Source organism: Vibrio sp. 10N.261.54.A5, assembly GCF_041471145.1.
GTDB classification, from domain to species: domain Bacteria; phylum Pseudomonadota; class Gammaproteobacteria; order Enterobacterales; family Vibrionaceae; genus Vibrio; species Vibrio crassostreae_C.
In genome coordinates, this window is sequence record NZ_JBFRNU010000096.1 from 1 (window position 1) to 26,458 (window position 26,458).

Sequence of the window (26,458 nt, forward strand, 5' to 3'; positions counted from 1 at the left end):
GAGCAAGGCACGAACAGTGGCGATTACCAGATGGTGATGACCGACGGTTACGGCTCGACAGCGGAAGCGACGGTGACCCTGAAAGAGAGTAACGTGAACGAGGGCCCAGTAGCGATTGATGACACATATGAAACTCATAGTGAGACGCTGCTCTTCTCTGAGTCCTTTGAAAACATGACAAACACAGGTCGTTGGACTGTAGTAACTGGCGACGAACTAGATGATTGGGAAGCAACAAATGGTCTAGAGATTCAGCGTGACGGTCTCATAGCTGAAGCGACAGACGGTGACTACCTCGCTGAGCTTGATGTTCATCAAAACACCGCGATCACAACAAATATTAATACGTCAGACCAAGATAGCGTGCGTGTTGAATTTGATTACAACCCTCGACGAGACGGTAATTCATCTTCTGACATGACGTTTAAAGTCGGTGACACGTTAGTTACTGTTCACGCAGATGGATCTCTATCGGGTGCCGACGGACTTAATGTCCAAATAGGGCAACCTGACGCAAATGGTTGGTATAAGATCACGGCTGAGTTCGAAGTCCAAGGGGACGTTACGGACCTTGCATTTGCAGGTGCTGGAGCTTCAGATAGCTATGGTGCGTTGTTAGATAACATTACAGTGACAGGTATTAATCAATCTAAACTTGTTACTGCTGAAGACACGTCTATCACGATTTCTTTTGATGAATTGTTAGCGAATGATACTGACATTGATGGTGATGAGCTCTCAATTGTTGTGGGTTCAATTACCTCCGCGACTAATGGTGAGCTGTTTGTCGACTACACAAACAATACAATTATATTCACACCGGATACCGACTATAACGGGGAGGCAACTTTTAAATATAAAGTGACCGATGGGAACGGTGGGGAAGACGAAGCAGAAGTTACGCTTAATATTACTCCTGTGAACGATGCACCAGTGCTGATAGGTGATTTGTTGGGTGAAGTGGATGAAGAAGGCAGCTACACCATTACGGCTGAGGACTTAGGCTACACGGACGTTGACGATACAGACACAGGCGTGACCTTCACGGTCGGCAACGCGAGCAACGGCACAATCTTAGTGAACGGCGTCGCGTCGAGCAGCTTCACGGTGGCGCAGTTGGCGGCGGGTGAAGTGACGTTCAAACATGACGGCAGCGAAACCAAGTCGGCGTCGTTCGATGTGAATGTTGAAGACGGCAACGAAGATGGTAGCACACCGGTAGACAGCACTTTCAACTTGACGGTGACGCCAGTGAATGATGCGCCGGAGCTGACAGGTGATCTGGCGGCGGAAGTGGACGAGGCAGGCAGCTACACGATCTCGGCAGCTGACTTGGGTTATACAGACGTTGACGATACAGACACAGGCGTGACCTTCACGGTCGGCAACGCGAGCAACGGCACAATCTTAGTGAACGGCGTCGCGTCAAGCAGCTTCACGGTGGCGCAGTTGGCGGCGGGTAAAGTGACGTTTAAACATGACGGCAGCGAAACCACGTCGGCGTCTTTCGATATTAACGTTGAAGACGGCAACGAAGATGGCAGCACACCGGTAGACAGCACGTTCAACTTGACGGTGACGCCAGTCAACGATGCGCCTGTAGCCATCAGTGATTCTTACAAAAACGTTCAAGAAACCATATTGCTCACTGAGTCATTCGAAAATATGGCAAACCCAGCGGGTTGGACGGTTGTTTCTAAAGACCCATCAGAGGTATGGGACTTTACTAATGGTATAGAGATTGAGCGAGACGGCTTAATTGTTGATGCTACCGACGGTGATTTTTACGCAGAGCTAGACCCACATAAAAACACGGTGATGACGACATCAATTGATACGTCGGATCAAGACTCTTTGAGGGTAGAGTTCGATTATAACCCTCGCCAAGACGGCAACTCGTCGTCTGATATGACTTTTACTGTTGGGAATACAACTATTACGCTGCATGCGGATGGAACAGTGACTGCTCCAGAAGGCATTTCTGTAACACTAGATGGTCCGGATAACAAAGGTTGGTATCAAGTAAATGCTGAGTTTGATGTTAGTAGTGATGCTACTTTAATCGCTTTTGCTGGTGCGGGTGAATCTGATTCGCTTGGTGCGTTTATCGATAACATTACAGTTACCGGAATAGATGCACCCAAACTCATAACGGAAGAAGATCAGGCTCTTACTATTAGTGGTAGTGAGCTGTTAGCCAATGATTTCGATGTTGATGGGGATGACATAACCATTTTTTCTGTCAACGCAACCGATGCTACAAACGGTTCTGTTCTGCTGATAGATGGCAATGTCGTGTTTGAACCTAACCAAGACTTCAATGGTGAAGCGACTTTCGAATACACCATTGTTGATACTCATGGTGAAAAAAGCACTACGACAGTGACCGTTAATGTCACACCAGTAAATGATGACCCTATCGCGAACGATGATTCAAGAGCGTTAGGTGATAACCTGATCGTCAATGGTAGCTTTGAAGACTATGAATCGGTATCAAATGCCGGTTGGGGTTCTCGAATCGACCAACTAGATGGTTGGTCCTACGATGCAAGAACTGGTGCTTTAGATTCAGTTCAAGAAGGCTATGCTGTTGATGAAACAGACGGCGATCGTATGATTGATATGGAAGGTAATGGTGACAATGTAACCCTTACTCAACAAATTCAAGGTGTAGAAAGCGGTACCTTATACCAACTGTCTTTTGATACGGCAATGTACGAAAGATTGCCGAGTGCTGAGCTTGAGGTCATTTGGAACTGCGAAGTTGTTGCTACGATCACCCCTGAAAGTAACATAATGCAAACCCAGTTATTGGAATTATTAGGTGGGAGTGGAGATGGTTCAAATACCCTTTCATTTAGAGAAGTTGGCACTGAAGGCGACAAGAGTGGGACTTATCTAGACAATATCAAATTTCAAGAAGTGATTAAAAATCTTCAGACACAAGAAGATGTAACTCTCGATATACCTAGTAGCGAGTTACTTTCGAATGACTCTGATGTTGATGGTGATACGTTAATCATTTTAGATAGTTTAGTGATTGATCCAACATACGGTCAGGTTGAGTTAGTTGAGCTACAAGATGGTTCTCAGGCCGTTCGTTACACTCCAGCGGATGACTTCAATGGTATCGCTACGTTTACTTACACAGTTTCTGACGGTAAAGGTGGTACTGATTCCGCCGTGGTTACGATTAATGTCACTCCAGAAAATGATGCTCCAATATTTGTCAAAGATGGAGTGCCGATTGGCGATATTGATCAAATAAGTGTATCGACTAAAGAGGATAACTCTGTATCTGGTAAGGTTACTGCAACCGATATTGACGACACTGACCTGACTTACACGGTGAGCCAACCTACAAACGGTAGTGTTGAGATCGACCCTGAAACGGGCGAGTGGAAGTACACTCCGAACAACGAGTTTGATGGAGATGATTCATTTGTTGTTGCCGTGTCGGACGGTAACGGTGGTACAGATACGGTTGTAGTGAATGTTGATGTATTACCTGTTGCTGAGCTAACAGTTACTGCTGGCCAACCAGTGACAGAAGCAGAAGATGCTTTCTTATCATTTGAAATCAACCTAGATGAGCTTGTCTCTGAGAACGTTGGTCTTGCTCTTACACTAGGGTCGGCAGGGGATACTGCAACTAAAGGTGTCGATTACGAAGACAAGATCTACGTTAAAGATGGACAAGATTATAAAGCGCTTTCAGATCAGGAGCTTGCCGATCTTATTATTGCTAGCGGCTCTGATAGCTTAGAAGTCTTCATCAAGGTTCTTGATGATAAATTGCTTGAGGGTGAAGAGACTGTAACTCTAAATGCTAGCTCAACTAGTGAGTTTGTTGAAAATGACAAACAGGACTCAGGTACAGCTAAGATTGTCGATGAGACAGACACAAACGACAAAGATACCGTTACAGTTGGGCTGACTGGTCCCGATTCAGTTATTGAGGGTGATAAGACAAGTCCATTTACGATTACGCTAAGTGAGCAAGTGCCTGAAGATAGTGTGGTTACTCTTCAGTACTCTTACACAAATGCGAGCAATGAAGATATTGTTGAAGTTATAACTGTAAACGTAGACGCAAATACAAATACAGCGACCTTTGAGATTCAAACTGAACAAGACAACGAATACGAAGTTGGACAAGAGTTTAACGTTAGTGTTGTATCCGTAACCCAAGATGGTACCGATGTATTTGAGAAGCTAGATACTTCTAGTGCTGATAAAAATGTAGCTATTGACGATAGCCATGATAACCCGCCAAAAGCTGAAGACTTCTCTATTTCTCTCAATGCAGATGGCTCTTCGCAAGTTATTTTCGATACCGGGATGGGGACTATCGAAGGTGATGGTACAGACCATATTTCTGATAATGAAGATGATAACGATAATGACGCAGATACAAATCTCGGCGTGATCATCACAGAGCTGCCTGATTCAGGAACTCTTTACTATGTCGATGGTAATAACAAGGTTGAAGTGGTAGTTGGGCAGACGTATGCAGATCCTAACAACATCGTTTATGAAGATGACCAAGAATCAACGGGCTTCTTCTTAGGTGTTGATGATACATCCACATTAGATAAAGGCCCTCATAGCACTGCAGAGTTCCATAACTGGGGTGATGAAGTAGATGCGTATACTCGCGAACTGAAGTTTGATAATGGTGATGTCGTCACCATTACCTCGGAAGGTCGAAATAACGTTGACGCTAAGCCTTTAGTGCAAAACAACAGTCAGCAAGGCCATATGGGTTTCGGTATTGCATCGACTAATCGCGGTATTCACCAAGACGAGGCGATCAACATTGATTTCTCTTCTCGTCCAGCGGACTCAGTAACGGTTGGTCTAAGTGGTTTGGGTGGTTGGTTTGCCCCAAATGCTGATGATAGTGTTCAATCAAGAGCTGAGATTACAGTCACCTTTGATTATGGTAATGGTGTCACAGAAGACAAAACCTTCCTTTATGATGACACCCACAATAATCAAAATGTCACGATTGTCGCTCCTGAAGGTGCTGAGATTGTTTCGGTGGAAGCAAGCACACAAGGACCAGGTAACTGGGAGCTGACTTCTCTTGAAGCTAAGGCGTCAGATTCATTCGAATATAAAGCGGTAGACAGTGATGGTAACGAAAGTGAAGTTAAGACAGTTACTATCGATAAGTCTGGTGACCTGAATGCGAATAACGATCCGCAAGGCTTCGAAGTTAAACTGGGTGAGTTCAGTGAAGACAACGACTCTCCATGGTCAGCCGAAGGCGCTGAGCTAAATGCTAGCTTCAATGGCCAAGATAAAGACTTCGCACACAGCGGCATTAAGATTGGTGTTGCCGGCAAAGTAGGTGGATTGGGTGCTCAGATTGAATATGATCGCGCAGAGCAGCAATCTGAGAAGTTTGAAATCAACTTAGATAGCCCTGCTACTCAGTTTACATTTTCAGTATCTAACTTGTTTAAAAACGAAGGTAATGACGGTGATTTCACTGATAACCATGAACAAGGCAGTTGGGTAGCGTACCTCAATGGCGTAGCGGTTGCAGGTGATACGTTTATTGCTGAAGACGGTAACAATAAAGGTACTTACGAAATAACACCGCTTGGTCCTGATGGTACTCCAATCGCGTTTGATACTGTGGTATTTGAAGCAACTGAGTATTCCAACCAAGCAACGAATGATAATGATGCGTCAGATTACTTCCTAACTGGTTTTAAAGCCTCTAGTGAAGGTGCGTATGCAGTGAATCAAGGCGGCATTCTTGAGATTCCAACATCGAAGCTTGCTGGCATTATCGGTTCTGAGCTTCTAAATAACGATATCGATTCAGATGGCGACAATCTACGTATTACCTATGTATACGGTGAAACGGAAGGTAATGCGTATATCAAAGACGGCATCGTATACTTTGATTTAACTGGCGATGATTTTGTCGGTGAAACAACGTTTAAATATCAGGTTACTGATGATAATGGCCAAATCGCGAGTGCTGAAGTTAATGTTATCGTCAACCCTTTACCGACTCCTTCTAGTGTTGCGTCTGTAGACCTGCTAGCAGACTCAGTAGTTGAAGGTGATGATCTTGGCTTTAAAGTAATTCTGGATTCAAGTGCACTTGTTGAGTCTGTATTGGACGTTACTTTTGGTAAGAACACGGATGCTGCGAATGATTCGGGTGAAGAAAAAGATCTCGACTTGAGTCAGGTTCGTTTTACTAATGGCGTCACCTATGATCAGCAAAGTGGAAAACTGATTGTCCCAATTGGAGTGAAGGACTTTGCAATCTTGATTCCGACAATTGATGACAGTCTCCATGAGATCGCTGAAACCTACACCGTGACTGTTGATGGTGAATCTGCAGTGGGCAGCATTACTGATAACGATGAAGCTCCAACTATCGATACAGTGAGCAACGCGGTTAATCCAAATAATGAACAAGTAATTGAAGGCGATGTAGCTGTCTTCACCGTGAACCTAGTTAACACAAGCAGTCAAGAGACTCAATTCGACTGGTCGTTAAACTCCGGTTCTGCCGAGCTCGGTGATAACAAAGATTTCACCGACAACGTAGAGTTCACTGAGGGAGTGACGCTTGTTAATGGTCAGCTTGTTGTGCCTGCGGGAGTAACGTCGTTTGACATCAAGGTACCAACTAACGAAGACGGCATTGATGAGTTAAATGAGAACTTCACGCTCGAAGTGGGTGGTAAGCAAGGTATTGCGACGATCATTGATAACGATGAAGCACCGCAAGCACAGGACTCACATGTCATTGGCGATGAGGCACAAGCCCAAGGTTCATCGATTACGTTTAAGTGGGCCGATTTCAATGTTTCTGACGCAGATTCTAGTGAATTGTCGATTGTTATCACTAGTGCTCCAGGTGCGGGTGATATGTATCTGTACAACGAATCTACTGATGAATGGGTTCTGTTAAATACTGAAACGATTGGTACAGGAGTATCAGTAAGCCAAGAGCAGATTGAACAAGGTTTCTTGATATTCAACCCAGTAAGCTATGAATCTAGTACATCAATGTTTGATGAAGATAATGTAGTAACTGGCAATAATCAGCAAGATTATGCGGAGTTTAACTACCACAGTTCTGATGGCATCAACACCAGCTCTAGTACGACGATGTCGATTGATATTCGCCCTGATACGACACTTGCCAAGTTAGTTGTAGAAACACCAAATGTAGATTTAGATGAAGGTTTTAAGTTAGAGCAATGGGAGAACCTAGACTTTGATTACAACAATGGTAGCGGTGTCGCTCCGGACGTTGTTGAACAAGCAATCGAGTCTGCAGGTGTTGCCAACACTTCAGAAGTTACACAGACGCCAGACTTTGGCACTCAGAACTCTCCAGCTATCGAAAACATTTCGAGCAAACTTACTGGTTTGGTATTCCTAGTTGCTGGTGAGTCATACGTGTTTAGCGGTCATGCAGATGATTCATTTAGACTTGAAGTCGGTGGTGAAACCATGGCCTCTCAAACTTGGGGCGGAGGCGGTACCTATGAGTCTTCAGCCTTTGTACCATCGGCATCTGGTTGGTACACAATTACTGCATTCCACGACAACGAGGCTGGTCCAGGTAATGCCACTATCAGTGTCGCAGTTGGTGGTAATGAACCCGTAGACTTTAACACGGACAACTTCGATATTGTTCCGGATGTAAGTTCGCTTGAGGATAAAGTTAATATCGGGGCACAGGTTGAACATGAATCCTTAGAGGGTGGTTATTACCCAGCGTTCGATATTAATGAAGGGCTGGAAGATACCTTTATCAATGTCTCTAAGATAACTACGCAGCTTGTTGATACCGATGGTTCAGAGACGTTGAGACTCGTCGTGTCCGGTTTGCCTGAAGGTTCAATTGTTAAACTTGGAGATCAGGAGCTTGTTGTTAATGCTGATGGTGAAGTTGATATATCTGCTTGGTTAACATCAAATGGTACTGCCGAAACAGTGCTCGCTGATCTGATGATTCAGGTTGATGAGCCAGGCACTTATAACGTTAAGATTGAAGCGATTTCAGACGAGATTGTCGGAGATACCAGTGAGATTTCGAACGGGGCCTTCGACTTGATTGTTCATCCAGTGTCTGTTGGACCGGATGCTGAGAGTAAGGAAGCCTTTGGACAAGAAGATACTATTTTAGTGCTATCGATTGATGATTTTGGGATTGAGTCTGGCAACGATATAGTGATAACTCATCAACCACTCGATGGAGCGTTGGTGATTAACCTTGGTACTGTTCAAGAGCCAAATTGGCAGCCACTAAACTCGAGTCAGATTACATCGGCTCAATTAATTTCAGGCGTGATCGGCTTTAATCCAGATGCTAACGAATCTGGTTATGACGGCTTTAATGTTGATGGTGTAGGCAATAAATCGAATGACTACGCTGAAATTAAGTTCAAGGCTGTAAACGAGAATGGTACGTCAGAAGAGCATACGCTTACGGTAGATATTACGCCTGTGGCTGATGCCCCATTAGTAGCTGTTTCCATTGGGGATATTACCTTTTCCAACGGTATCGACGTATATCAAGAACTTGTTGGGTTCTCCCAGTTGACTACTACAGAGAAAAACACACTACTTACAGAACTTAAATTAGATGGTTTTGAGGAAGGCAGAGTACTTAACGCGGATATTCATGAGCACTTACATCAAGGCGGATCTAAGGACAAGCTTTATGTTGGTGACCAAAGTCAGGACTCGGACCACTATATAGGTGGTGCGGGCAACGATTGGTTCGTATCAGGCGCTGGAAATGACAAAATTGAAGGTGATGAAACTACCAGTGATATAGGTGTCGATGGGTATGACACTGTAATTTACTCAGGTCCAGTTTCTCAGTACATAATCACAGATCTAGGCGATCATGGTGGAGGTGTCGGCCACTGGCTAGTGCGAGATACGAAGGGGACCGATACACCTAATGATCAATATACTCCTTCTGATGAAAATGGAGACCACTTATATGAAATTGAACGATTGATTTTCTCTGATGCTATCGTTGAACTAAACAACATAGATGGAAGCTATCGTATTGTTCAACAACAGGAAATCCCTGTCGATATAACGGTTTCTTTGCAAGATACGGATGGCAGTGAAATCATTAAAGGTGATTCGGTTACGGTGAGTGGTATTCCGTCAGGGGCGAAACTGTATGTAGATGGAGTACTGCAAACGCCAGTCAATGGTACAAGTAATTACATACTTGCACTTGCTGTTGATGCAGCTGGAGTTGTGGGGACGGTAAGTGCTCAATTAGTATTCCCGGCGGATTATACTGGAAATCGTAATTTTGGTATTACAGTTGAAGCAGTTAGTGAAGAGCAATATGTTACGGGAGCGGACAAATTTGCAAGCTCTACGGCAACTGCAGAAATTGAGGTTCCTGAGCCCGTAACACCAACCACGATTAGTTCTTCTGGAGATGTCACCGACACGATTACCGTAGATGGAGCTGACCTTCAATGGCAGAAGCATCAATTCTCTGCTGGGAATACAGAAAATGAGAGAACATCAACGTTTGATAATACAAACACCGATTACCTTGTTGATGTTGGCAAAGGTGGTGATTACGTTCAACTAGGAGGTGGAAACGACACGGTTTACCTTGGGGGGAGTGAGTCATTAGCCAAGAACCCTAAAGACGGTGCGGCTGAGCGTGATGATTTTGTATCGGAAGGCGATAGTTATAGACCAAGTATGAATAAGAATGACAGCATCGATATTGCTTTCACTGGTGACGGTAACGATACAGTTTACGGACAAGCAGGTATCGACGCTATCGATGGTGGTACTGGTAATGACTACTTAGATGGTGGGAGTGGTGATGACGCACTTAAAGGTGGAGTTGGTCAAGATACGCTGATTGGTGGTCTCGGAAACGATATCCTTATTGGTGGTGATGACGCTGATATATTCAAGTGGGTTGATGGTGATTTAGATGGAAGTACCGATCGAATCTCCGATTTTAGCATCGCGGAAGGAGATAAGGTTGATTTGTCTGACTTATTTGCTGATGCGCCAACTCAACAACAAGTCACTGAGTTGTTAGACAACATCGAGGTTGAAGGAGGCGAAGTTAACTCCGCCATGGTTGTAGAAAAAGATGGGCAGCAAGTTAAAATTGAATTTGATGGCCTCTCCGCTGCAGACTTGACGAATAGTTTGTCTGACATCCTAGTTATTAAAGACGATTGAGTTTGCTGATACTAATAAAAAACCGAGATTGAAGAATCTCGGTTTTTTATGAACTGTAACGCTGTTTCTTAGACTGGTAATTTGTATTTAAAGAACCTTACAAGCAAAACCTTTTAGGTAGAAGCCTTCTGGGTAAGCAGTGTCAGTTAGATGGTCAGCTGCTTGCTCGAAGCGTTCTACGAACTTAACAGTGCGGCCTGCGTCTAATGCTGCATCAGCGATGATTTTTTGGAACAAATCAGTACCCATTAAGCCAGAGCAAGAGTAGGTGAGTAGAGTGCCACCTGGTTTCAGGATTTGCATCGCAAGCATGTTAACGTCTTTGTAGCCGTTAGCGCCTGAAGTTAGGTTATTCTTGCTTGAAACAAACTTTGGTGGGTCCATGATCACTACGTCAAACTTAGTGCCTTGATCACGGTACTCACGAAGCAGTTTGAAAACGTCAGCGTTTAGGAATACAGCGCGCTTTTTCGAGATATCAAACTCATTAAGTTCAGCGTTGAATTTAGCGGTATCAAGAGCAAGTTGAGATACGTCAGCGTTGATAACACGCTTCGCGTCGCCTTTAAGTGCGTAAAGGCCAAAGCCACCTGTATATGAGAAACAGTTAAGGACATCTTTGCCTTTAACGTACTTCATCGATTCTTTGCGGCTATCACGTTGGTCCATGTAGAAGCCTGTTTTGTGGCCTTCCATAATGTTCACGCTGATTTTAACGCCATTTTCTTCAATCACGATAGATTTTGGTGGCTCTTCACCATGAAGAACGCCGACAACTTGTTCTAGGCCTTCTTTCTTACGAACTGCCACGTCTGAACGCTCGTAGATGTTGCAGTCAGGGAAGCACTCGATTAACGCTTCAACCAATACGCTTTTGTTAAACTCAGCGCCAGCACTTAGCAGTTGGCAAACAAGAAAGTCTTGGTATTTGTCGATTGTGATACCTGGTAAGCCATCAGACTCTGCGGCCGTTAGGCGGTAGCCCGTTAGACCATCACGTTCGATAATGTCTTCTCGTAAAGACTGTGCGTCTTGAATTCGTTTTACGAAGAACGCCTTGTTGATCTCTTCTTTTTCAAATGTCCAAACACGAGCTCGAATTTGAGATTCTGGTGAGTAAGCCGCTTTTGCAAGCCACTGACCATTTTGAGCATATACGTCTACAGTTTCACCTTGTTTTGGTTCGCCTTCGACCTTATCGATACCGCGTGAAAATACCCAAGGGTGTTTGCGGCGTAGTGATTTATCTCGGCCTTTAGCTAGATGAATTGAAGGAGTCATAATTTACTCTGTTTGTTGAATTTGAAGGAGGGGTATTGTCGGGGAAGTGCAGGTGAAAAGCAAATAAGAAAGGGCTGCAGAAGCAGCCCTAGTAATGATTAATCAACACATTGTGGTGGATATCAGTATTAAGCTTTAAGACCTGTCAGCAAACCTTCCATCGTATCGCTTTGTTTACGAAGTTGGTCAACATTGGAATTACTCTTACTGATCATCTCGCAGATACTGTCTGATTGATGGCGAATCTCTTCAACACTCTGTGCAATGTTGTCAGCGACTACGCCTTGTTCTTCAGCCGCGGTAGCAATTTGAGTGCTGCTATCTGAAATAGACTGGTTTTTTTCCGCTAATGAACCGATCTCGACGTTCACTTCTGACATCAGTGTTTGGCCTTCGTTAGCATTGTTCACCGTGACTTCCATCAGCTTGGTCAGTGATTGACTGTTACGTTGTAATGATTCAATCATGCTTTGGATTTCAACCGTTGCTTGCTGAGTACGACCGGCAAGGGCACGAACTTCATCGGCAACAACAGCAAATCCACGACCTTGCTCGCCAGCACGTGCGGCTTCGATAGCTGCGTTCAACGCTAACAGGTTAGTCTGTTCAGAAATACCGTTGATGGTTGTGACTACTTCATCGATCTGCGCCGCGTTGGCATCCAGTTCTTCTACTGCTTGTGAAGCGGACTGGATCTCTTGAGATAGGCTAGAGATAGACTCCAGTGTATTTGAAACCTTGACTTGACCGCTCTGAGCAACGCCGCGAGCGTCCATCGTTTGTGAGCTAGACGCATGAGCAAGGGTAGCGACTTCGCGAATGGTAGCCGCCATTTGTTCCGTTGCACTTGCTAAGCTATTCAGGTGTTCTTGTTGGTTACCTGAGATGTCTGAACTTTGTTGTGTTGACTGGTTCAAGTCCGAGCTGATCTGCTGCATGAGAGCGACAGACTCTTGGATTGATAGAACCATGTTTTGTTCACGCTCCGCAACTTTATCGATTGTAATCGCGATTTCACTGAACTCGTCACGAACTAAGAAGTAGTTCATGCGGCAAGTTAAGTCGCCATTCGCAAGCGTGTTCAGAGCTTTGTTCATAGAGAACATCGCGCCGCCAATAAAGGTCATGATGTAGTAAACACCTAGTGCGATAAGCGTTAGGGTTACAGCGATGATAGAAACCTGAGTCGTCGATAGAGCAGACCAAAGGTTTTGGTCATGGTTAGCAACTAGGCTGAACGCTCCATTCATCACTGAAACAGAACCAGCACCGTAGCCTAAAGAGATGGTTTCAGAGCTGCTGACAAGCTGAGCTACTTGATCTTTAGTGAGTTGACCCGCTTCGATAAGCCCTTTCATCAAGAGCATTTCTTCTTGATAAAAGTGAGCAAGTAAAGAGTCCGCGGCACTATCTAAAACGAGAGTTAATATAACCAGGGCGAGAAGAGGCAATAAGAAGAGTAGATAGAACTTTTCTTGGATTTTTAGGTGAATGAGATATTTGTCAATCCAACGAAATGGGATTTCTTTCATAATCGTTATACTCGAAGTAAGTCCACCAATAAGCGGTGAATGAATAGAAACTCGACTATATCATTCATATAATTTATGAGGCAACGTTATGGAAAGTTCACAATATATTTTTGTCGTGTCAGGCGTAGTTCAATGTGTTGGGTTCCGTTACCACACCAGTAGGCAGGCGCAAGCTATGGGTCTCTCAGGTTATGCAAAGAACTTAAATGATGGTCGAGTTGAAGTGTTAGTTGTCGGAGAGAGTCAGCAAATTGAGAAGTTACATGCTTGGCTCTATATTGGCCCTTCGAGCGCAACAGTAGACAACGTTGTGATGCATCAAGTTAAAGATAGTGAGCGCCAAGACGTACGCATAGGGGCGTTTAAAATACTGTAGTTGTAGCACTACAGTATTTTATATTGAACGTAACTTAATGACCTAAAGCGGGTTAGGTTTTACAAGCACTTTGCTGGTTTAGGTAAACCGGCGAGCTTGGTCGCTTGTTTTGCAGGGCCTTTTTTGAATAACTTGAAAAGGTACTTACTATTGCCTTTTTCTGGGCCGTGAGCTTTTTCCATTGCTTTAACGAGCATGCGAACCGCTGGTGAGGTGTTGAACTCTTCGTAAAAGCTTCTTACAAAATGTACGACTTCTAAGTGTGCATCTGTAAGTTCAATCGCCTCGTCTTGAGCAAGAATTTCAATCATGCCTTCTTCCCATTGCGTGTAATCCAATAGGTAGCCTTGAGCGTCGGTTTCGATTTGCTTGCCGTTATATTCAAACATGTTTAATCCAGAATCCAATTAACTATGCGGATAGGGTACATGACCAAGTTTGTCTTTCTCAACAGAAATTGTAGCTATCCAATGAAATATCGTACTTATAGATACAAAAAAGCCCAAGAGGTAGGCTCTTGGGCTAGATATTCTTCAATGATGGGAACGATTAGTCGTCGCTGCCCATGATGCCTAGGATGCTTAGTAGGCTGATGAAGATGTTGTAGATCGATACGTACAAGCTGATCGTTGCAGAGATGTAGTTTGTTTCACCGCCACGAATGATGTTTTGCGTTGTAAGCAAGATAACACCAGTCGAGAACAGGATGAACATACCGCTCATTGCCAATGATAGTAGAGGCATTTGTAGGAAGATGTTTGCAACCATACCTACAAGTAGTACTACGAAACCCGCTAATAGCATGCCATTAAGGAACGACAGGTCACGCTTAGTTGTTAGTGCGTAAGCTGATGCGCCCATAAACGCCAGTGCTGTACCGCCAAGTGCAGTTAGGATGACATCACCCATGCCTGCGCCAACGTACATGTTTAAGATTGGACCGATGGTGTAGCCTAAGAAACCTGTAAATAGGAATGTGAAGACTAGACCCATGCTGTTGTCACGGTTCTTTTCTGTTAGGAAAAGTAGGCCGTAGAAGCCAACGAGCATGATAATAAGACCCGGGCGAGGAAGGTTCATCGCCATGGATACGCCTGCTACAACAGCAGACCAAAGTAGTGTCATAGACAGTAATGCGTAGGTGTTACGCAACACTTTATTGGTTTGCAGAGCACTTTCTTGAGATGCTGTGCGTGAAAACATAGGGCTGTTCATAATCTTCCTCGTAAGGTGACTTCAATAGTTATTAGTACATTTATGGGGGTGAAAGTTCGAAAAATCAAGTCTCTCATTCCTCTTGTATGCGTAAAATAATAATCAAAATAGTCGGTTAAGTGTTTCTGAAGGTGTAACAAAGTATTTCTTAAAGTGCAGTTAAGGTTCGTTGTTCAATTTTAATCGCACTGAATCGCTGTTTATAATCTTGAAAAACTAATTATAACACTGAAAACAAAGAGGCGACCTAAGCCGCCTCTGTAGTTTATGCATCATAACACATTAGTGGTGTAAGATTTGGCTTAAGAAGTTCTGCGTTCTGTCTGATTGTGGGTTTTCAAAGAAATCGACAGGGTTGTTCTCTTCTATGATTTCACCGGCATCCATGAAGATAACGCGATCCGCGACCTCTTTAGCAAAGCCCATCTCGTGCGTTACACAAAGCATCGTCATGCCTTCTTCTGCAAGCTCAACCATTACGTCTAACACCTCACGAACCATTTCTGGATCGAGCGCCGACGTTGGCTCATCAAACAGCATCACTTGAGGGTTCATACACAAAGAGCGAGCGATAGCTACACGCTGCTGTTGACCACCTGAAAGCTGACCTGGGAACTTGTCCGCTTGCTCAGGGATTTTTACGCGCTCTAGGTACTTCATTGCAATCGCTTCGGCTTCTTCTTTTGGCATCTTTTTGACCCAGATTGGAGCCAGAGTACAGTTCTCTAATACCGTCAGATGTGGAAACAGATTGAAGTGTTGGAAACACATGCCGACATCTCTACGCACGGCTTCGATGTTCTTTAGGTCTTCCGTTAATTCATTACCTGAAACGAAGATATGACCTTTTTGGTGCTCTTCTAATCGGTTGATGCAGCGGATCATCGTTGATTTACCAGAGCCTGAAGGGCCACAGATAACGATTTTCTCGCCTTTTTTAACTTCTAAATTGATGTTCTTAAGTACGTGGAATTCACCGTACCACTTGTTCATGTCTTTCAACTCGATCATAAGACCTTGAGAGTTGTTTTCTGTCTGCTGCGTCATAATACGTCCTTGATCTTGTTAATTATCGTTTGTGACCGGTGTGAAGTCTGTTTTCTAGCCATATCGAATATCTCGACATGCCAAAACAAAACACCCAGAACACTAACGCGACAAATACATAACTTTCTGTTGAATACCCAAGCCATTCAGGGTCGGTATTCGCGGCTTGGCCAATTCCTAGTACATCAAACATACCAATAATCAAAACAAGACTGGTATCTTTAAACAAACCAATGAAGGTGTTCACAATTGAAGGAATCGTGATTTTAAGAGCTTGAGGTAGAATGATAAGCCCAGTCTTTTTCCAGTAGCTTAACCCCAGAGCATCAGCTGCTTCGTATTGGCCTTTTGGTATTGCTTGTAGACCACCTCGAATTACTTCGGCCATGTAGGCTGCACTGAATAGAACTACCCCTACAAGTGCTCGAATGAGCTTATCGGTTTCTGTCCCTTCTGATAAAAAGAGTGGCAGCATTACTGAAGCCATGAATAGAACTGTAATGAGCGGTACGCCACGCCAAATTTCGATGTATACGGTACACATACTGCGAATGATCGGCATCTCTGAGCGGCGCCCAAGAGCAAGTGCAACACCAATAGGGAGTGACACTACAATACCAACAAGTGCGATGACCAGTGTAACCAGTAGGCCGCCCCATTTATGGGTATCAACAACTTCTAACCCAAAGACGCCACCGTATAGCAAGCCAGCAATGATAAATGGGAAGATGTTGACGAAGAACAACCAAATCCACGTACGTTTAGGTGTTTTTTCATAAGCCAGTAAGGCTACAAAAATGGCCAACGTTGCATAGAAGAGGCGAGGTCGCCACAGTTCAGCTTCTGGGTAGAAGCCATACATGAATTGGTCCCAACGAACGCTGATAAAAACCCAACAAGCGCCTTCGCTAGTACAGGCATCACGTGTGGTTCCTATCCAGTCGGCACTGATGAATGCCCAATCCGCTATTGCCCATAATAGGGTGAAAGCAAAGTAAGCAAGAATCACAGTGACGACGCTGTTAACAGGTCCATTAAATAGATTTTTTCTTAACCAACCGACTGGCCCAACGGTATTCGCTGGAGGCGGAAGATCAGGTTGAAATTGATGTGTACTCATCTTATCTCTCCACCAATGCTACTTTGCGGTTGTATATGTTCATTAGAGCGGACGTTAATAGGCTCAAGGTTAGGTAGACGCCCATTGTCATCGCGATTACTTCGATAGCTTGTCCAGTTTGGTTAAGTGTTGTTCCTGCAAATACAGAGACAAGATCAGGATAACCAATGGCCATCGCAAGTGATGAGTTTTTGGTCAGGTTTAGATACTGACTGGTTAGTGGTGGGATAATGATTCTTAATGCTTGTGGAATAATGACAAGCTTTAGAGTTCTAGAACGTGGGATGCCTAGAGACATCGCAGCCTCAGTTTGCCCATGGTTTACCGCGTTAATACCTGAACGAACAATCTCAGCAATGAACGCTGCTGTATAGATACTTAAAGCGAGCATCAATGCAGCAAGCTCAGGGATTATCGTAACACCACCCTTGAAGTTAAACCCTTTCAACACAGGGTAATCTGCAGAGATAGGCATGCCCATAACAAAGTAAGTTATCAACGGTAAGCCTAAAATCAACGCAGCGGCAATTCGCAACATCGGTGTTTGTTGGCCGGTCAGTTTCTGTCTGTTCTTAGCCCAGATGTTGATAATAAACGTAGCGATAATACCGACAATCAATGATGCGATGACAATGCTACTGCCTTGCTCAAAGACTGGAGCAGGGAAGTACAACCCGCGTACGTTCAAGAAAATTGCTTCACCTAGACTCATACTTTGACGAGCAGAAGGCAAGGCTTGTAGAACGGCGAAATACCAGAAAAAGATTTGTAATAGCAGAGGGATATTTCGGAATATCTCAATGTAGACAGCTGCAAATCGGCTAACTAGCCAGTTTGAAGAGAGCCTAGCGATACCCATACTAAAGCCCAGCACTGTCGCTAGCATGATGCCGAGTACTGAAACCAAAGCGGTATTGAGAAGACCGATAAAGAATGTACGACCGTATGAGTAGGTCTCGTCGTATTCAATCAGTGTTAAGCCGATACCAAAACCAGCTTCTTGTGAGAGAAAATCAAAACCAGTGGTGATACCACGGGAATCTAAGTTTGTGAGTGCATTATTTACAATCGTGTAAAAGAAAGCACAAAGCGCCCCGACGGCGATAATTTGGAAAATGATGGAGCGAAAAGTGGGGTTGTAAAATAAGTTGGCACTTTTGGGCTGTGGCTTTGCCTGAGCTGGAGAAATAGTTTCATTAGGTTTCATACTACTATAACCTCAAATCCATTTAATAAATAGGGCGGAAAACTCCGCCCTAATTGATGCTTGAAAATTTATTAACGGATTGGTGGAGCGTACATAAAGCCGCCCGCATTCCATAATGCATTTACACCACGAGAGATTTGAAGTGGAGAACCTGTACCAACAGTACGCTCAAAACTCTCACCGTAGTTACCAACTTGCTTAATTACTTGGTAACCCCAGTCGTCGCGAATGCCAAGGCCTTTACCTTTAGGACCGTCTACACCAAGAATACGTTTGATGTTTGGATCTTTTGACTTAAGCATTTCGTCTGCATTTTTAGAAGAGATGCCGTATTCTTCCGCGTTAATCATTGCTGAAAGTGTCCACTTAGCAACGTTAAACCATTGATCATCATCCTGACGAACAACAGGGCCTAGAGGCTCTTTAGAGATGATTTCAGGAAGTACTTCTGCAGATTTAGGATCAGCTAGGTTTAGGCGAAGTGCGTATAGACCAGATTGGTCAGTTGTTAGTACGTCACAACGACCTGCGTCGAAACCTTTCGATGTTTGTGCTGCCGTATCGAATACCACTGGCTTGTAAGACATGCCACTGTTACGGAAGTAATCGGCTAGGTTAAGTTCAGTTGTTGTACCTGATTGAACACATACAGAAGCGCCATCAAGCTCTTGAGCACTTGTTAGGCCAAGTTCTTTCTTAACCATGAAGCCTTGACCATCGTAGTAGTTAACGCCTACGAAGTTCAGACCTAGAGCAGTGTCACGATGTAATGTCCATGTTGTGTTACGAGATAGTACGTCGATTTCGCCAGATTGAAGCGCAGTAAAACGCTCTTTTGCTGTTAGAGGTACATACTTAACTTTAGTCTTGTCACCGAGTACAGCCGCTGCAAGAGCTTGACAATACTCAACATCAATTCCTTCCCATTCACCTTTTGAGTTAGGGTTAGAGAACCCTGGAAGACCGGTACTTACACCACAAGTTAGAAAACCTTGAGATGTGACTTTGTCCAGAGTGCTTTCTGCCGCTGATGCCGATGTTGCCATCATCGCAGTTGATGCAGCTACTACTGAAGCAAGAAGTGTTAGTTTATTTGTCATTTGTATCCTTCCTTGTTAACCAGGTGACACCTGATACTCGTGCTCGTTTGAGTTTCTCTTATGTGTTGCGTTTTCTATGACCTTGTTGTTCAAATTAAACGAGTTGCATTTTGCAAATGAAACTGTGTGCGATTTAAACAACTGTTTATAAGGTTAGGAAAGGATCCGTACTTTCACAAATGTATAATTTAAAAAGAATTTTGAATGAAATCACAAATCCGAACACAATTAGAATGACCAAATGTTAAGTGAATGTAAATAGTGCAACGGTTCACACTGTTGGTGCAACGAGATTTAGATTTTTATATTGATAATCGACTAGATAAATATTCTGAATAAACATCACAATGATGAAATATTAAACTTAAGAAATGTTGAAATTTGGTCAATAAATATTTTTATTACACTTCGATAGTTATGAATATGCTCCAAATTTGGTAGCATGGCTTAATAGTTATTGAAGTAGTCTCAAGGAAGAACATGCGTTATTTCCCAATGTTTTTGGATGTAGAAAATAAGCCAATCTTAGTGGTTGGTGGGGGTGAGGTTGCTTGCCGTAAAGTCGATAGCTTACTACGAGCGGGAGCGGATGTGACTTTGGTGTCTCCCAAGGTAGCGCCTTACTTAAAGCAGCTTGTGGACGAGAACAAGCTTCACTGGGTTCAAAACTTTTACTCGTCACAGATCATATCGAAAAATTACTTGCAGGTTTGGGCCACAACAGACAACCCAAGCTTGAATCACCAAGTGTATAATGATGCGAAAAAACTGGGCATTTTAGTCAATGTGGTTGACGATCTTCCTTACTGCGACTTCATCACACCTTCGATGATAAATCGCGGCAGAATCCAAATTGCCATCTCTAGTGGCGGGGCATCACCTGTTTTAGTAAGAAATATCAGAGAAAAACTCGAAACGGTATTGCCACAAAACATAGGTTTGATAGCAGACTTCGGTGCATCAAAACGCAATTCAATCAAAGAGTCATTCCCAACCGTCGACGAGCGTCGTAAATTTTGGGAGCGTTTCTTGTCATCCAGCTTTATCGAGCAGGTGAATGACAGAGAGCAGTTAGAGTCTTACTACCAGCAAGCGCTAACCGAAGGCATTGATAGCGAAGGGCAGGTCACTTGGATTGAATTCGAGCAAGATGTCGAGCTGCTGTCTATGAAGGCTTTACGTTTGATGCAGGAGGCAGAGCTCGTACTTTCACCGAGCGATTGTCCATTTGAATTTATCGACCTGTGCCGCCGAGATGCAGAAAGAGAGAGCTACGCCAACAGCGGAGAGCTATCAACAAAGCTTGAGCAAGCAAGAGCAGAGAAATTACGAGTGTGTGTGTTTATTCCACCAGCAAGCGTAGAGTTTAATCTGTTGGTCGGCAAAGATCTAAAATTGTCAGCAGCCCAAGTACTCAGTTGAGGTAATTGCTTCTAGTTGAAATGAGAGCTTTCTGGTTGTTTGAAATCGGCTAGAGGCTCGGAATAAAACTAAAGCTGGACCAGATAAATAAAAAGCCACTTCGAGAAGTGGCTTTTTGCTATTTCAAACACGACATTGTGCTGATGAATGAGCAACCCAAATAGGCGGTCGCTCAAACTCAATAATTAGTCGCGGAAGTTGTCAAACTGGAAAGGTTGACCAAGTTCACCGCCGCGAACTAGAGCCATAACAGCTTGTAGGTCATCACGCTTCTTACCAGTAACACGAACTTTGTCGCCTTGGATAGAAGCTTGAACTTTAACTTTGTTGTCTTTGATTAGCTTAACGATCTTCTTAGCGACATCAGTTTCAATGCCTTGCTTAAAGATAACCGTTTGGTGCCAAGTGCGACCTGTTTGGTCTGCCGCTTTCGCTTCCATCGCGTTAGGATCAACATTACGCTTCGTTAGGTTGCTGCGAAGGATATCGCGCATTTGCTTCAGTTGAAAATCGTCTTGAGCAGTCAATTTTACTGATTCATCTTTGTAATCAAAGCTTGCGTCAACGCCGCGGAAATCGAAACGAGTCGATAGTTCACGGTTTGCGTTGTCTACTGCGTTACGCAGTTCTACTGCTTCTACTTCAGAGATAATGTCAAATGATGGCATTGTGTTGTTTCCTTAAGCTAAGTTTCTATCTTTAATTGCTGTTGCAAGCATGTCTAGCATTGTTGCAGTATCTTCCCAGCTTAGGCATGGGTCAGTAATCGACTTGCCATATTCTAGGTTGTTAATGTCTGTCATTGGCTGGTTGCCTTCAATAATGAAGCTCTCTGCCATAATGCCTGCAATTTGGTTCTTGTTAGATTTAATTTGCTCACAAATGTCTTGTGCAACTTCTAACTGCTTACGGTGTTGCTTCTGACAGTTAGCGTGGCTAAAGTCTACAACCAAACGTTGAGGTAGATCGAATTCAGCCAGTTGCTTACATGCAGTATCTACAGATTCAGCGTCGAAGTTAGGGCCTTTATCGCCACCACGTAGAATAACGTGACCGTATGGGTTGCCAGAAGTACGGTAAACCGTCATGCGGCCGTTCTTATCTGGAGAGTAGAAGTAGTGTGAAGCATGTGCTGCACGAATTGCATCGATAGCAATCTTGATGTTGCCGTTGGTCGCGTTCTTGAAGCCAACAGGGCAAGACAGTGCAGAAGCCATTTCACGGTGAATCTGAGATTCAGTTGTACGAGCGCCAATCGCACCCCAAGTGATAAGGTCTGCAATGTACTGACCTGTGATCATATCAAGGAATTCAGTCGCGGTAGCTAGGCCAAGCTTGTTGATATCTAGCAGAAGCTTACGAGCTTTGTTCAAGCCTGTTTCAAGTGCGTATGAACCATCAAGGTTAGGATCTGTAATCAAACCCTTCCAACCTACAACAGTACGAGGCTTCTCGAAGTAGGTTCTCATTACAACGAACAGTTCATCTTTGTACTGGTCTTGAATTTTGCTTAGGCGCTCAGCGTAATCAAGTGCCGCATCTGTATCGTGAACAGAGCAAGGGCCTACGATAACTAATAGGCGGTTATCACGACCAGTTAGGATATCTTCGATTTGGCGGCGAGAATTTTTAATGCGCTCAGCAACGTCGTCAGTAATAGGGTGTGCATTGCCTAGTTCGGCAGGAGTTGGCATAGGACCCAGAGCTTGGGTTCTCAACTCATCAGTTTTTAATGGCATGTGATAGCTTTTTTATTCTATTGCGAAGTGGTTAAGATAACGGAATTGAACAGAGGAATAAACTCTATTGAGTCAAAGTTATCTCAGTTATTGCTAATATTCTTATTTTTATCAGCAGGCCAGCGTCAAATAAGGGATTTTCACTTGTATTAACAGGCAGCTATCGGTATTTTCGTTTGAACACAACATAAAAATGCTGGAGCAGCAATGACTCAAGAAAATCAAAGCACTTTGCACCCAGAACTCGTCTTAGGTGATGTGCTGCCTTCTTACAACGATAATAATAATTCTAACCACTTATACGTTTCATTATCAGAATTAGTGATGGATCGTGTCTTCTACCACCCAAGTATCGAGAGTCACTTAGATACTTTGACTGATATTGAAAAAACGTCTTTAGAAGCGATCCTTGGCGATAAAACAGTCGATGAGCATTTTGTTTCGACCTTAGTGATTGCCATTCAAGCTGCCGTTCAGCCAAATCACACTTCTGTTCGTATCGCATTAAGCAGTGCAGACAGCTATGGATTCCGTTCGCTGCTTGGCGGGAACTGTGAAGCAGAAGAGATTAACCCTGCACTAGGTGTTCGTGGCGTTGCTCGTTACGCGACACCAGAATACAGCAAGGCTTTCGCTTTAGAATGTCAGGTTATTAAGGCATTACGTGAGCAGGGCATCAACGTTGAAGTAGTTGTGCCTTACGTTCGTGCGTTAAGCGATGCCGCTAAGATTATTGACCTGCTTGCCGAGCAAGGGCTACCACGCGGCCTTAACGGTTTGAAAGTACTGTTCTCGTGCGATGTGCCGTCTGCAGTGCTACTGAGCGAACGTTTACTGCATTACTTCGATGGTGTAGTGGTAAACGTTGATAGCTTAGCGTCTTTCACTTTAGGCGTAGACAAACACAATGAAGCTCAGCAACACGCTTTTGATCCACAAAATGAGGCGGTCATTACTTTGTTGGATATGATTGTTAAAGCAACCCTGAACGCGAAGAAGCCAGTGCTGCTAGTAACTCAAGGCTTAGTGGATTACCCACGTCTACAAGGTTACATAGCTGATCTTGAAGGCGTAGAAACGGTCGTGACTGCATAAATCGGTTTGTTGTCTTAGTAAGTCAACTGGCTCTATCCGTTTATTTGAAGCGCTAAAGCTTTGAGAATGAAAGAGATATCATTATGCGATGATATCTCTTTTTTGTAACATTTTTTTTGACATCTCTATCGCTAATCGATTAACTGGTCTGATGACTGATTTGACTAGGTAATCCGAATGTTGACCCCTCTACAAAAAGCAAATTTCTACTTAAGCATGTTTGGCTTTTTCAAAGTCCCACTTATCTGGTTGTGCCGACCAAAACTACTCGCGTTGGACAACCAACATGTTGAAGTGAAAATCCCGCTTAGAAGGCGTACTAAGAATCACCTTAACAGTATGTACTTTGGCGTTTTGGCTGTAGGTGCGGATGTCGCGGGTGGGTTTCTTGCGATGAGCAAATCTCAGCAGCAAGGTGAAAAGATCTCGTTGGCTTTTAAAGAGGTGACGGGTAACTTTTTGAAGCGCCCTGAAGGTGATGTGCATTTCACTTGTAACGACGGTGAGCTGATCAACACTATGCTGGCAGAAACCATGTCGACCGGAGAACGGGTCAATCAACCCGTAACCATTATCGCGACTTGCCCATCTTTACATGGTGACGAGCCGATGGCGGCGTTCACGCTTACGCTTTCAATTAAGAAAGTCCCTTCAAGAAAATAGCGATTAAATAATAGATTTTGGTTTAGAAGTCATGGGTAACGTTGAAGAGATAAAACAACGGTATGTGAATGGTTTCCACATACCGTTATAGAGAACTTTATAACGGCTCTATGACTCTTGAGTGATCTGCTCAATATCAACTATTTTTGAACGGTTCATAACGATCTTCCAACGGTAGTAGGTTGGTTCGTTATCATGGTTGTTCTCTTTAATGATCAGGTTGAGAAGATGACGCTTTTCTACTGATTCGCGGCTCACTTGTCCTTCATTCAAGCGGTAGATCTTGTTTGAGCCTTTATCCATCAACCGTGTCAGCGCTCTGAGGCTGATCGATAACGTTTCACGAGTCTCCTCATAACCACTCATAAAGGTCGATGTCGACATCTCAGTATGAGAGCGGTAATGCAAGATTTGCTCTTCACGTTGTACCACACGCTTTTTACGGATCGACTGAATGCGATCTGCAAGCTTAGAAAAATTTGCGTAGTCCAACCATTCCAGTTTATGGCCTACTGACTTGTTGGTCGTTGGATCATAGTAACGACGCTTCCATTTTGGCTTGCCTTTACGCAGCCAGCGCCAAAGGATGTCTCTCAAGTCATCTTTAAAGATCTCACGCAGTGCGTAAATGAAAGACATTGCCACGATGAAAGAGGCGGTAATCTCACCAAGAAAGTCACGAGCCAAGATCACAGTAGTGGTCACGACAACCATCACCAAACCGGTCGCGATGCCTTTCACGGCACGCTTAACGTTCTTACCCATCGACGTTGTCTTTTCTTTAAGCACGATAGGGTGTTCAATCAAACGACGCAGCAAACGCATCTTGTTACTCAAGCGGGTAACGTCCTCTCGAACTCTTGCTGAGTTGTAGTGGTTCAGTTTACGGTGCGCGGTCTCTTTATCACAAAGCGTTAAGAGTCGTTCTTTAATCGTTGAATACTCACTACCTCGTGGCATGTGTGAAACTAGCGATAGGAACTTTTGCTCGGTATACCAAGATAGGTAGTTATCGATATTAGCGTAGTAGCGCTTGAGATTTTCTTCGTAAGGGATGCTTCGGCGTAGCTTCTTCAAGATATCTAAAGCCAATTCAATGACTTCATCTACTTCATCAGCCGTTACGTCGTCACTATCAGTTTTATTTAAGCTGCTGACTGCTTTATCTAACGCGATAACATATTGGTAGGCAAACAGACTCAAACTGACACGATACTGTGTTGTAGATAAGCGTCCACGTTTTGCCAAGCGACTGTGTACCAAAGGTAAAAGTGTTTTGTCACTATAGTAGGCACGTTTTTGAGTGATTGAGCTGTAGAAAAAGGCACTTTCAGAAAGCACTTCAGGAGTCAGTCCAAGTTCACCGGGAATGAATAGATAAACGTCCATGTCGAGCTTTTTGGTCTTAGCCATGGCATGGTTAATTTTAAGTGTTATCGCATCTTGTTTATCAACGGTGATCAACGATGTCTCCTAGAATGTAAAAATATGAATGAAACTAGCGAAAGCATATCAGAGATCACGTATAATCTCCGCCAAATTTAAAGTAGAGACAACCTTGATGATTAATATTGGTCAAATAAACAACTTAGAAGTAGTAAAACAAGCAGACTTCGGTGTATTCCTTGACGCGAGCGACTATGGAACCGTGTTGCTGCCGAAACGATTTACTCCTGAAGGTGTTGAAATTGGTCAAAAGCTAGATGTTTTCTTATACATAGATTCTGACAACCAGATCGCTGCAACGACTGAAAAACCAATAGCTCAAGTAGGCCAGTTTGGTTTGATGACGGTTGAAGGTGTTAACAGCACTGGTGCATTCATGAGCTGGGGCGTGAAAGGTAAAGACCTTCTTGTTCCTTTCAGCGAGCAGCGTGGCCGTTTAAACGAAGGTCAGTCAATCTTAGTATATGTGTATATCGATAAAGCATCGAGCCGTATCGTTGGTACAACGAAGTTCAACAAATGGTTAGACAACACGCCTGCGACTTATAAGCAAAATGAGCAAGTCGATCTCATTATCGCTGAGCGCAGCCAGTTAGGTTACAAAGCGATCGTGAACGGTGAACACTGGGGTATGATTTTCCCATCTGACATCATCGGTAAGCTGTTCATTGGTAAAACACTAAAAGGCTACATTAAAAACGTTCGTGAAGAAGACGGTAAGATTGATTTGTCTCTTCAGAAGGTTGGTGTGGCTAAGATGGATGACCTAAGCACTAAGGTTCTTGACCTGCTTGAGAAGAAAGGCGGTTACCTGCCTTTGAATGATAAGTCTTCTCCTGAAGTTATTTTCTCTGCATTCAGAACCAGCAAAGGTACGTTCAAGAAGACAATTGGTGGTCTATACAAATCTGGCAAGATCACTATCGACAAAGAAGGTATCAGCTTAGTTAAGTAAGCGGTCCTTTCGTGTCTCGTCCTAAAATAC

General features: G+C 43.8%; 17 protein-coding genes. 6 read left to right on the forward strand and 11 right to left on the reverse strand.

Annotated features, from left to right (window positions below):
• Positions 1 to 93: 93 nt before the first annotated feature.
• Positions 94 to 10,230, forward strand: coding sequence for a tandem-95 repeat protein (locus tag AB4329_RS21930; protein WP_372139275.1), 10,137 nt, complete (start codon positions 94 to 96; stop codon positions 10,228 to 10,230).
• A gap of 87 nt (positions 10,231 to 10,317) precedes the next feature.
• Here AB4329_RS21930 and AB4329_RS21935 read toward each other — a convergent pair whose 3' ends face one another.
• The gene (locus AB4329_RS21935; RefSeq protein WP_017059708.1) at positions 10,318 to 11,511 is read right to left on the reverse strand and encodes a class I SAM-dependent methyltransferase; all 1,194 of its coding nucleotides are present in this window, start codon (positions 11,509 to 11,511) and stop codon (positions 10,318 to 10,320) included.
• A gap of 128 nt (positions 11,512 to 11,639) precedes the next feature.
• Positions 11,640 to 13,043, reverse strand: a complete 1,404-nt coding sequence (locus AB4329_RS21940) for a methyl-accepting chemotaxis protein (protein ID WP_372139277.1) — start codon at positions 13,041 to 13,043, stop codon at positions 11,640 to 11,642.
• Between the two features lie 88 nt (positions 13,044 to 13,131).
• Between AB4329_RS21940 and yccX the strand changes: the two genes are divergently transcribed.
• A complete protein-coding gene (gene yccX, locus AB4329_RS21945; RefSeq protein WP_017059706.1) occupies positions 13,132 to 13,419 on the forward strand; it encodes an acylphosphatase in 288 nt (95 codons plus the stop codon).
• 59 nt (positions 13,420 to 13,478) lie between these two features.
• On the opposite strand, the gene AB4329_RS21950 is transcribed toward yccX, so the two are convergent.
• The 6 genes from AB4329_RS21950 to AB4329_RS21975 form a co-directional block, all read right to left on the reverse strand.
• Positions 13,479 to 13,808, reverse strand: a complete 330-nt coding sequence (locus AB4329_RS21950) for a TusE/DsrC/DsvC family sulfur relay protein (RefSeq protein ID WP_017057205.1) — start codon at positions 13,806 to 13,808, stop codon at positions 13,479 to 13,481.
• Positions 13,809 to 13,968: 160 nt separating this feature from the next.
• Complete coding sequence (locus AB4329_RS21955; RefSeq protein WP_017057206.1) at positions 13,969 to 14,634, reverse strand: Bax inhibitor-1/YccA family protein; 666 nt, start codon at positions 14,632 to 14,634, stop codon at positions 13,969 to 13,971.
• Positions 14,635 to 14,916: 282 nt separating this feature from the next.
• Complete coding sequence (locus tag AB4329_RS21960) at positions 14,917 to 15,681, reverse strand: amino acid ABC transporter ATP-binding protein (RefSeq protein ID WP_017059704.1); 765 nt, start codon at positions 15,679 to 15,681, stop codon at positions 14,917 to 14,919.
• A gap of 22 nt (positions 15,682 to 15,703) precedes the next feature.
• The gene (locus AB4329_RS21965; protein WP_102319807.1) at positions 15,704 to 16,801 is read right to left on the reverse strand and encodes an amino acid ABC transporter permease; all 1,098 of its coding nucleotides are present in this window, start codon (positions 16,799 to 16,801) and stop codon (positions 15,704 to 15,706) included.
• Between the two features lies 1 nt (position 16,802).
• Complete coding sequence (locus AB4329_RS21970; RefSeq protein ID WP_017063829.1) at positions 16,803 to 18,008, reverse strand: amino acid ABC transporter permease; 1,206 nt, start codon at positions 18,006 to 18,008, stop codon at positions 16,803 to 16,805.
• 71 nt (positions 18,009 to 18,079) lie between these two features.
• Positions 18,080 to 19,108 carry an amino acid ABC transporter substrate-binding protein gene (locus tag AB4329_RS21975; RefSeq protein WP_017059701.1) on the reverse strand — a complete coding sequence of 343 codons (1,029 nt, stop codon included), beginning with the start codon at positions 19,106 to 19,108 and terminating at the stop codon, positions 18,080 to 18,082.
• Between the two features lie 480 nt (positions 19,109 to 19,588).
• Here AB4329_RS21975 and AB4329_RS21980 point away from each other — a divergent pair, with 480 nt between their 5' ends.
• On the forward strand, positions 19,589 to 20,530 hold the full coding sequence (locus tag AB4329_RS21980) for a bifunctional precorrin-2 dehydrogenase/sirohydrochlorin ferrochelatase (RefSeq protein ID WP_017059700.1): 942 nt from the start codon (positions 19,589 to 19,591) through the stop codon (positions 20,528 to 20,530).
• 185 nt (positions 20,531 to 20,715) lie between these two features.
• On the opposite strand, the gene AB4329_RS21985 is transcribed toward AB4329_RS21980, so the two are convergent.
• Positions 20,716 to 21,198 carry a YajQ family cyclic di-GMP-binding protein gene (locus AB4329_RS21985; RefSeq protein ID WP_017063832.1) on the reverse strand — a complete coding sequence of 161 codons (483 nt, stop codon included), beginning with the start codon at positions 21,196 to 21,198 and terminating at the stop codon, positions 20,716 to 20,718.
• Between the two features lie 12 nt (positions 21,199 to 21,210).
• A complete protein-coding gene (locus tag AB4329_RS21990; RefSeq protein WP_017059698.1) occupies positions 21,211 to 22,269 on the reverse strand; it encodes a 3-deoxy-7-phosphoheptulonate synthase in 1,059 nt (352 codons plus the stop codon).
• 207 nt (positions 22,270 to 22,476) lie between these two features.
• On the opposite strand from AB4329_RS21990, the gene AB4329_RS21995 reads away from it, so the two are divergent.
• Both AB4329_RS21995 and AB4329_RS22000 read left to right on the forward strand, forming a co-directional pair.
• Positions 22,477 to 23,364, forward strand: a complete 888-nt coding sequence (locus AB4329_RS21995) for a putative PEP-binding protein (RefSeq protein ID WP_017059697.1) — start codon at positions 22,477 to 22,479, stop codon at positions 23,362 to 23,364.
• A 177-nt stretch (positions 23,365 to 23,541) separates the two neighbouring features.
• The gene (locus tag AB4329_RS22000) at positions 23,542 to 24,027 is read left to right on the forward strand and encodes a PaaI family thioesterase (protein ID WP_372139278.1); all 486 of its coding nucleotides are present in this window, start codon (positions 23,542 to 23,544) and stop codon (positions 24,025 to 24,027) included.
• Positions 24,028 to 24,135: 108 nt separating this feature from the next.
• Here the strand turns inward: AB4329_RS22000 and AB4329_RS22005 are convergent, their stop codons facing one another.
• Positions 24,136 to 25,491, reverse strand: coding sequence for a hypothetical protein (locus AB4329_RS22005; RefSeq protein ID WP_372139279.1), 1,356 nt, complete (start codon positions 25,489 to 25,491; stop codon positions 24,136 to 24,138).
• 28 nt (positions 25,492 to 25,519) lie between these two features.
• Here AB4329_RS22005 and AB4329_RS22010 point away from each other — a divergent pair, with 28 nt between their 5' ends.
• Positions 25,520 to 26,428: a S1 RNA-binding domain-containing protein gene (locus AB4329_RS22010; protein ID WP_017059694.1), complete on the forward strand. Its 909-nt coding sequence runs from the start codon at positions 25,520 to 25,522 to the stop codon at positions 26,426 to 26,428.
• Positions 26,429 to 26,458: the final 30 nt, after the last annotated feature.

Excerpts from the sequence above, each read along its gene's own strand:
- AB4329_RS21935 (WP_017059708.1), bottom strand. The coding sequence starts at position 11,511 with ATGACTCCTTCAATTCATCTAGCTAAAGGCCGAGATAAATCACTACGC.
- AB4329_RS21940 (WP_372139277.1), bottom strand. The coding sequence starts at position 13,043 with ATGAAAGAAATCCCATTTCGTTGGATTGACAAATATCTCATTCACCTA.
- yccX (WP_017059706.1), top strand. The coding sequence starts at position 13,132 with ATGGAAAGTTCACAATATATTTTTGTCGTGTCAGGCGTAGTTCAATGT.
- AB4329_RS21950 (WP_017057205.1), bottom strand. The coding sequence starts at position 13,808 with ATGTTTGAATATAACGGCAAGCAAATCGAAACCGACGCTCAAGGCTAC.
- AB4329_RS21955 (WP_017057206.1), bottom strand. The coding sequence starts at position 14,634 with ATGAACAGCCCTATGTTTTCACGCACAGCATCTCAAGAAAGTGCTCTG.
- AB4329_RS21960 (WP_017059704.1), bottom strand. The coding sequence starts at position 15,681 with ATGACGCAGCAGACAGAAAACAACTCTCAAGGTCTTATGATCGAGTTG.
- AB4329_RS21965 (WP_102319807.1), bottom strand. The coding sequence starts at position 16,801 with ATGAGTACACATCAATTTCAACCTGATCTTCCGCCTCCAGCGAATACC.
- AB4329_RS21970 (WP_017063829.1), bottom strand. The coding sequence starts at position 18,008 with ATGAAACCTAATGAAACTATTTCTCCAGCTCAGGCAAAGCCACAGCCC.
- AB4329_RS21975 (WP_017059701.1), bottom strand. The coding sequence starts at position 19,108 with ATGACAAATAAACTAACACTTCTTGCTTCAGTAGTAGCTGCATCAACT.
- AB4329_RS21980 (WP_017059700.1), top strand. The coding sequence starts at position 19,589 with ATGCGTTATTTCCCAATGTTTTTGGATGTAGAAAATAAGCCAATCTTA.
- AB4329_RS21985 (WP_017063832.1), bottom strand. The coding sequence starts at position 21,198 with ATGCCATCATTTGACATTATCTCTGAAGTAGAAGCAGTAGAACTGCGT.
- AB4329_RS21990 (WP_017059698.1), bottom strand. The coding sequence starts at position 22,269 with ATGCCATTAAAAACTGATGAGTTGAGAACCCAAGCTCTGGGTCCTATG.
- AB4329_RS21995 (WP_017059697.1), top strand. The coding sequence starts at position 22,477 with ATGACTCAAGAAAATCAAAGCACTTTGCACCCAGAACTCGTCTTAGGT.
- AB4329_RS22000 (WP_372139278.1), top strand. The coding sequence starts at position 23,542 with ATGTTGACCCCTCTACAAAAAGCAAATTTCTACTTAAGCATGTTTGGC.
- AB4329_RS22010 (WP_017059694.1), top strand. The coding sequence starts at position 25,520 with ATGAAACTAGCGAAAGCATATCAGAGATCACGTATAATCTCCGCCAAA.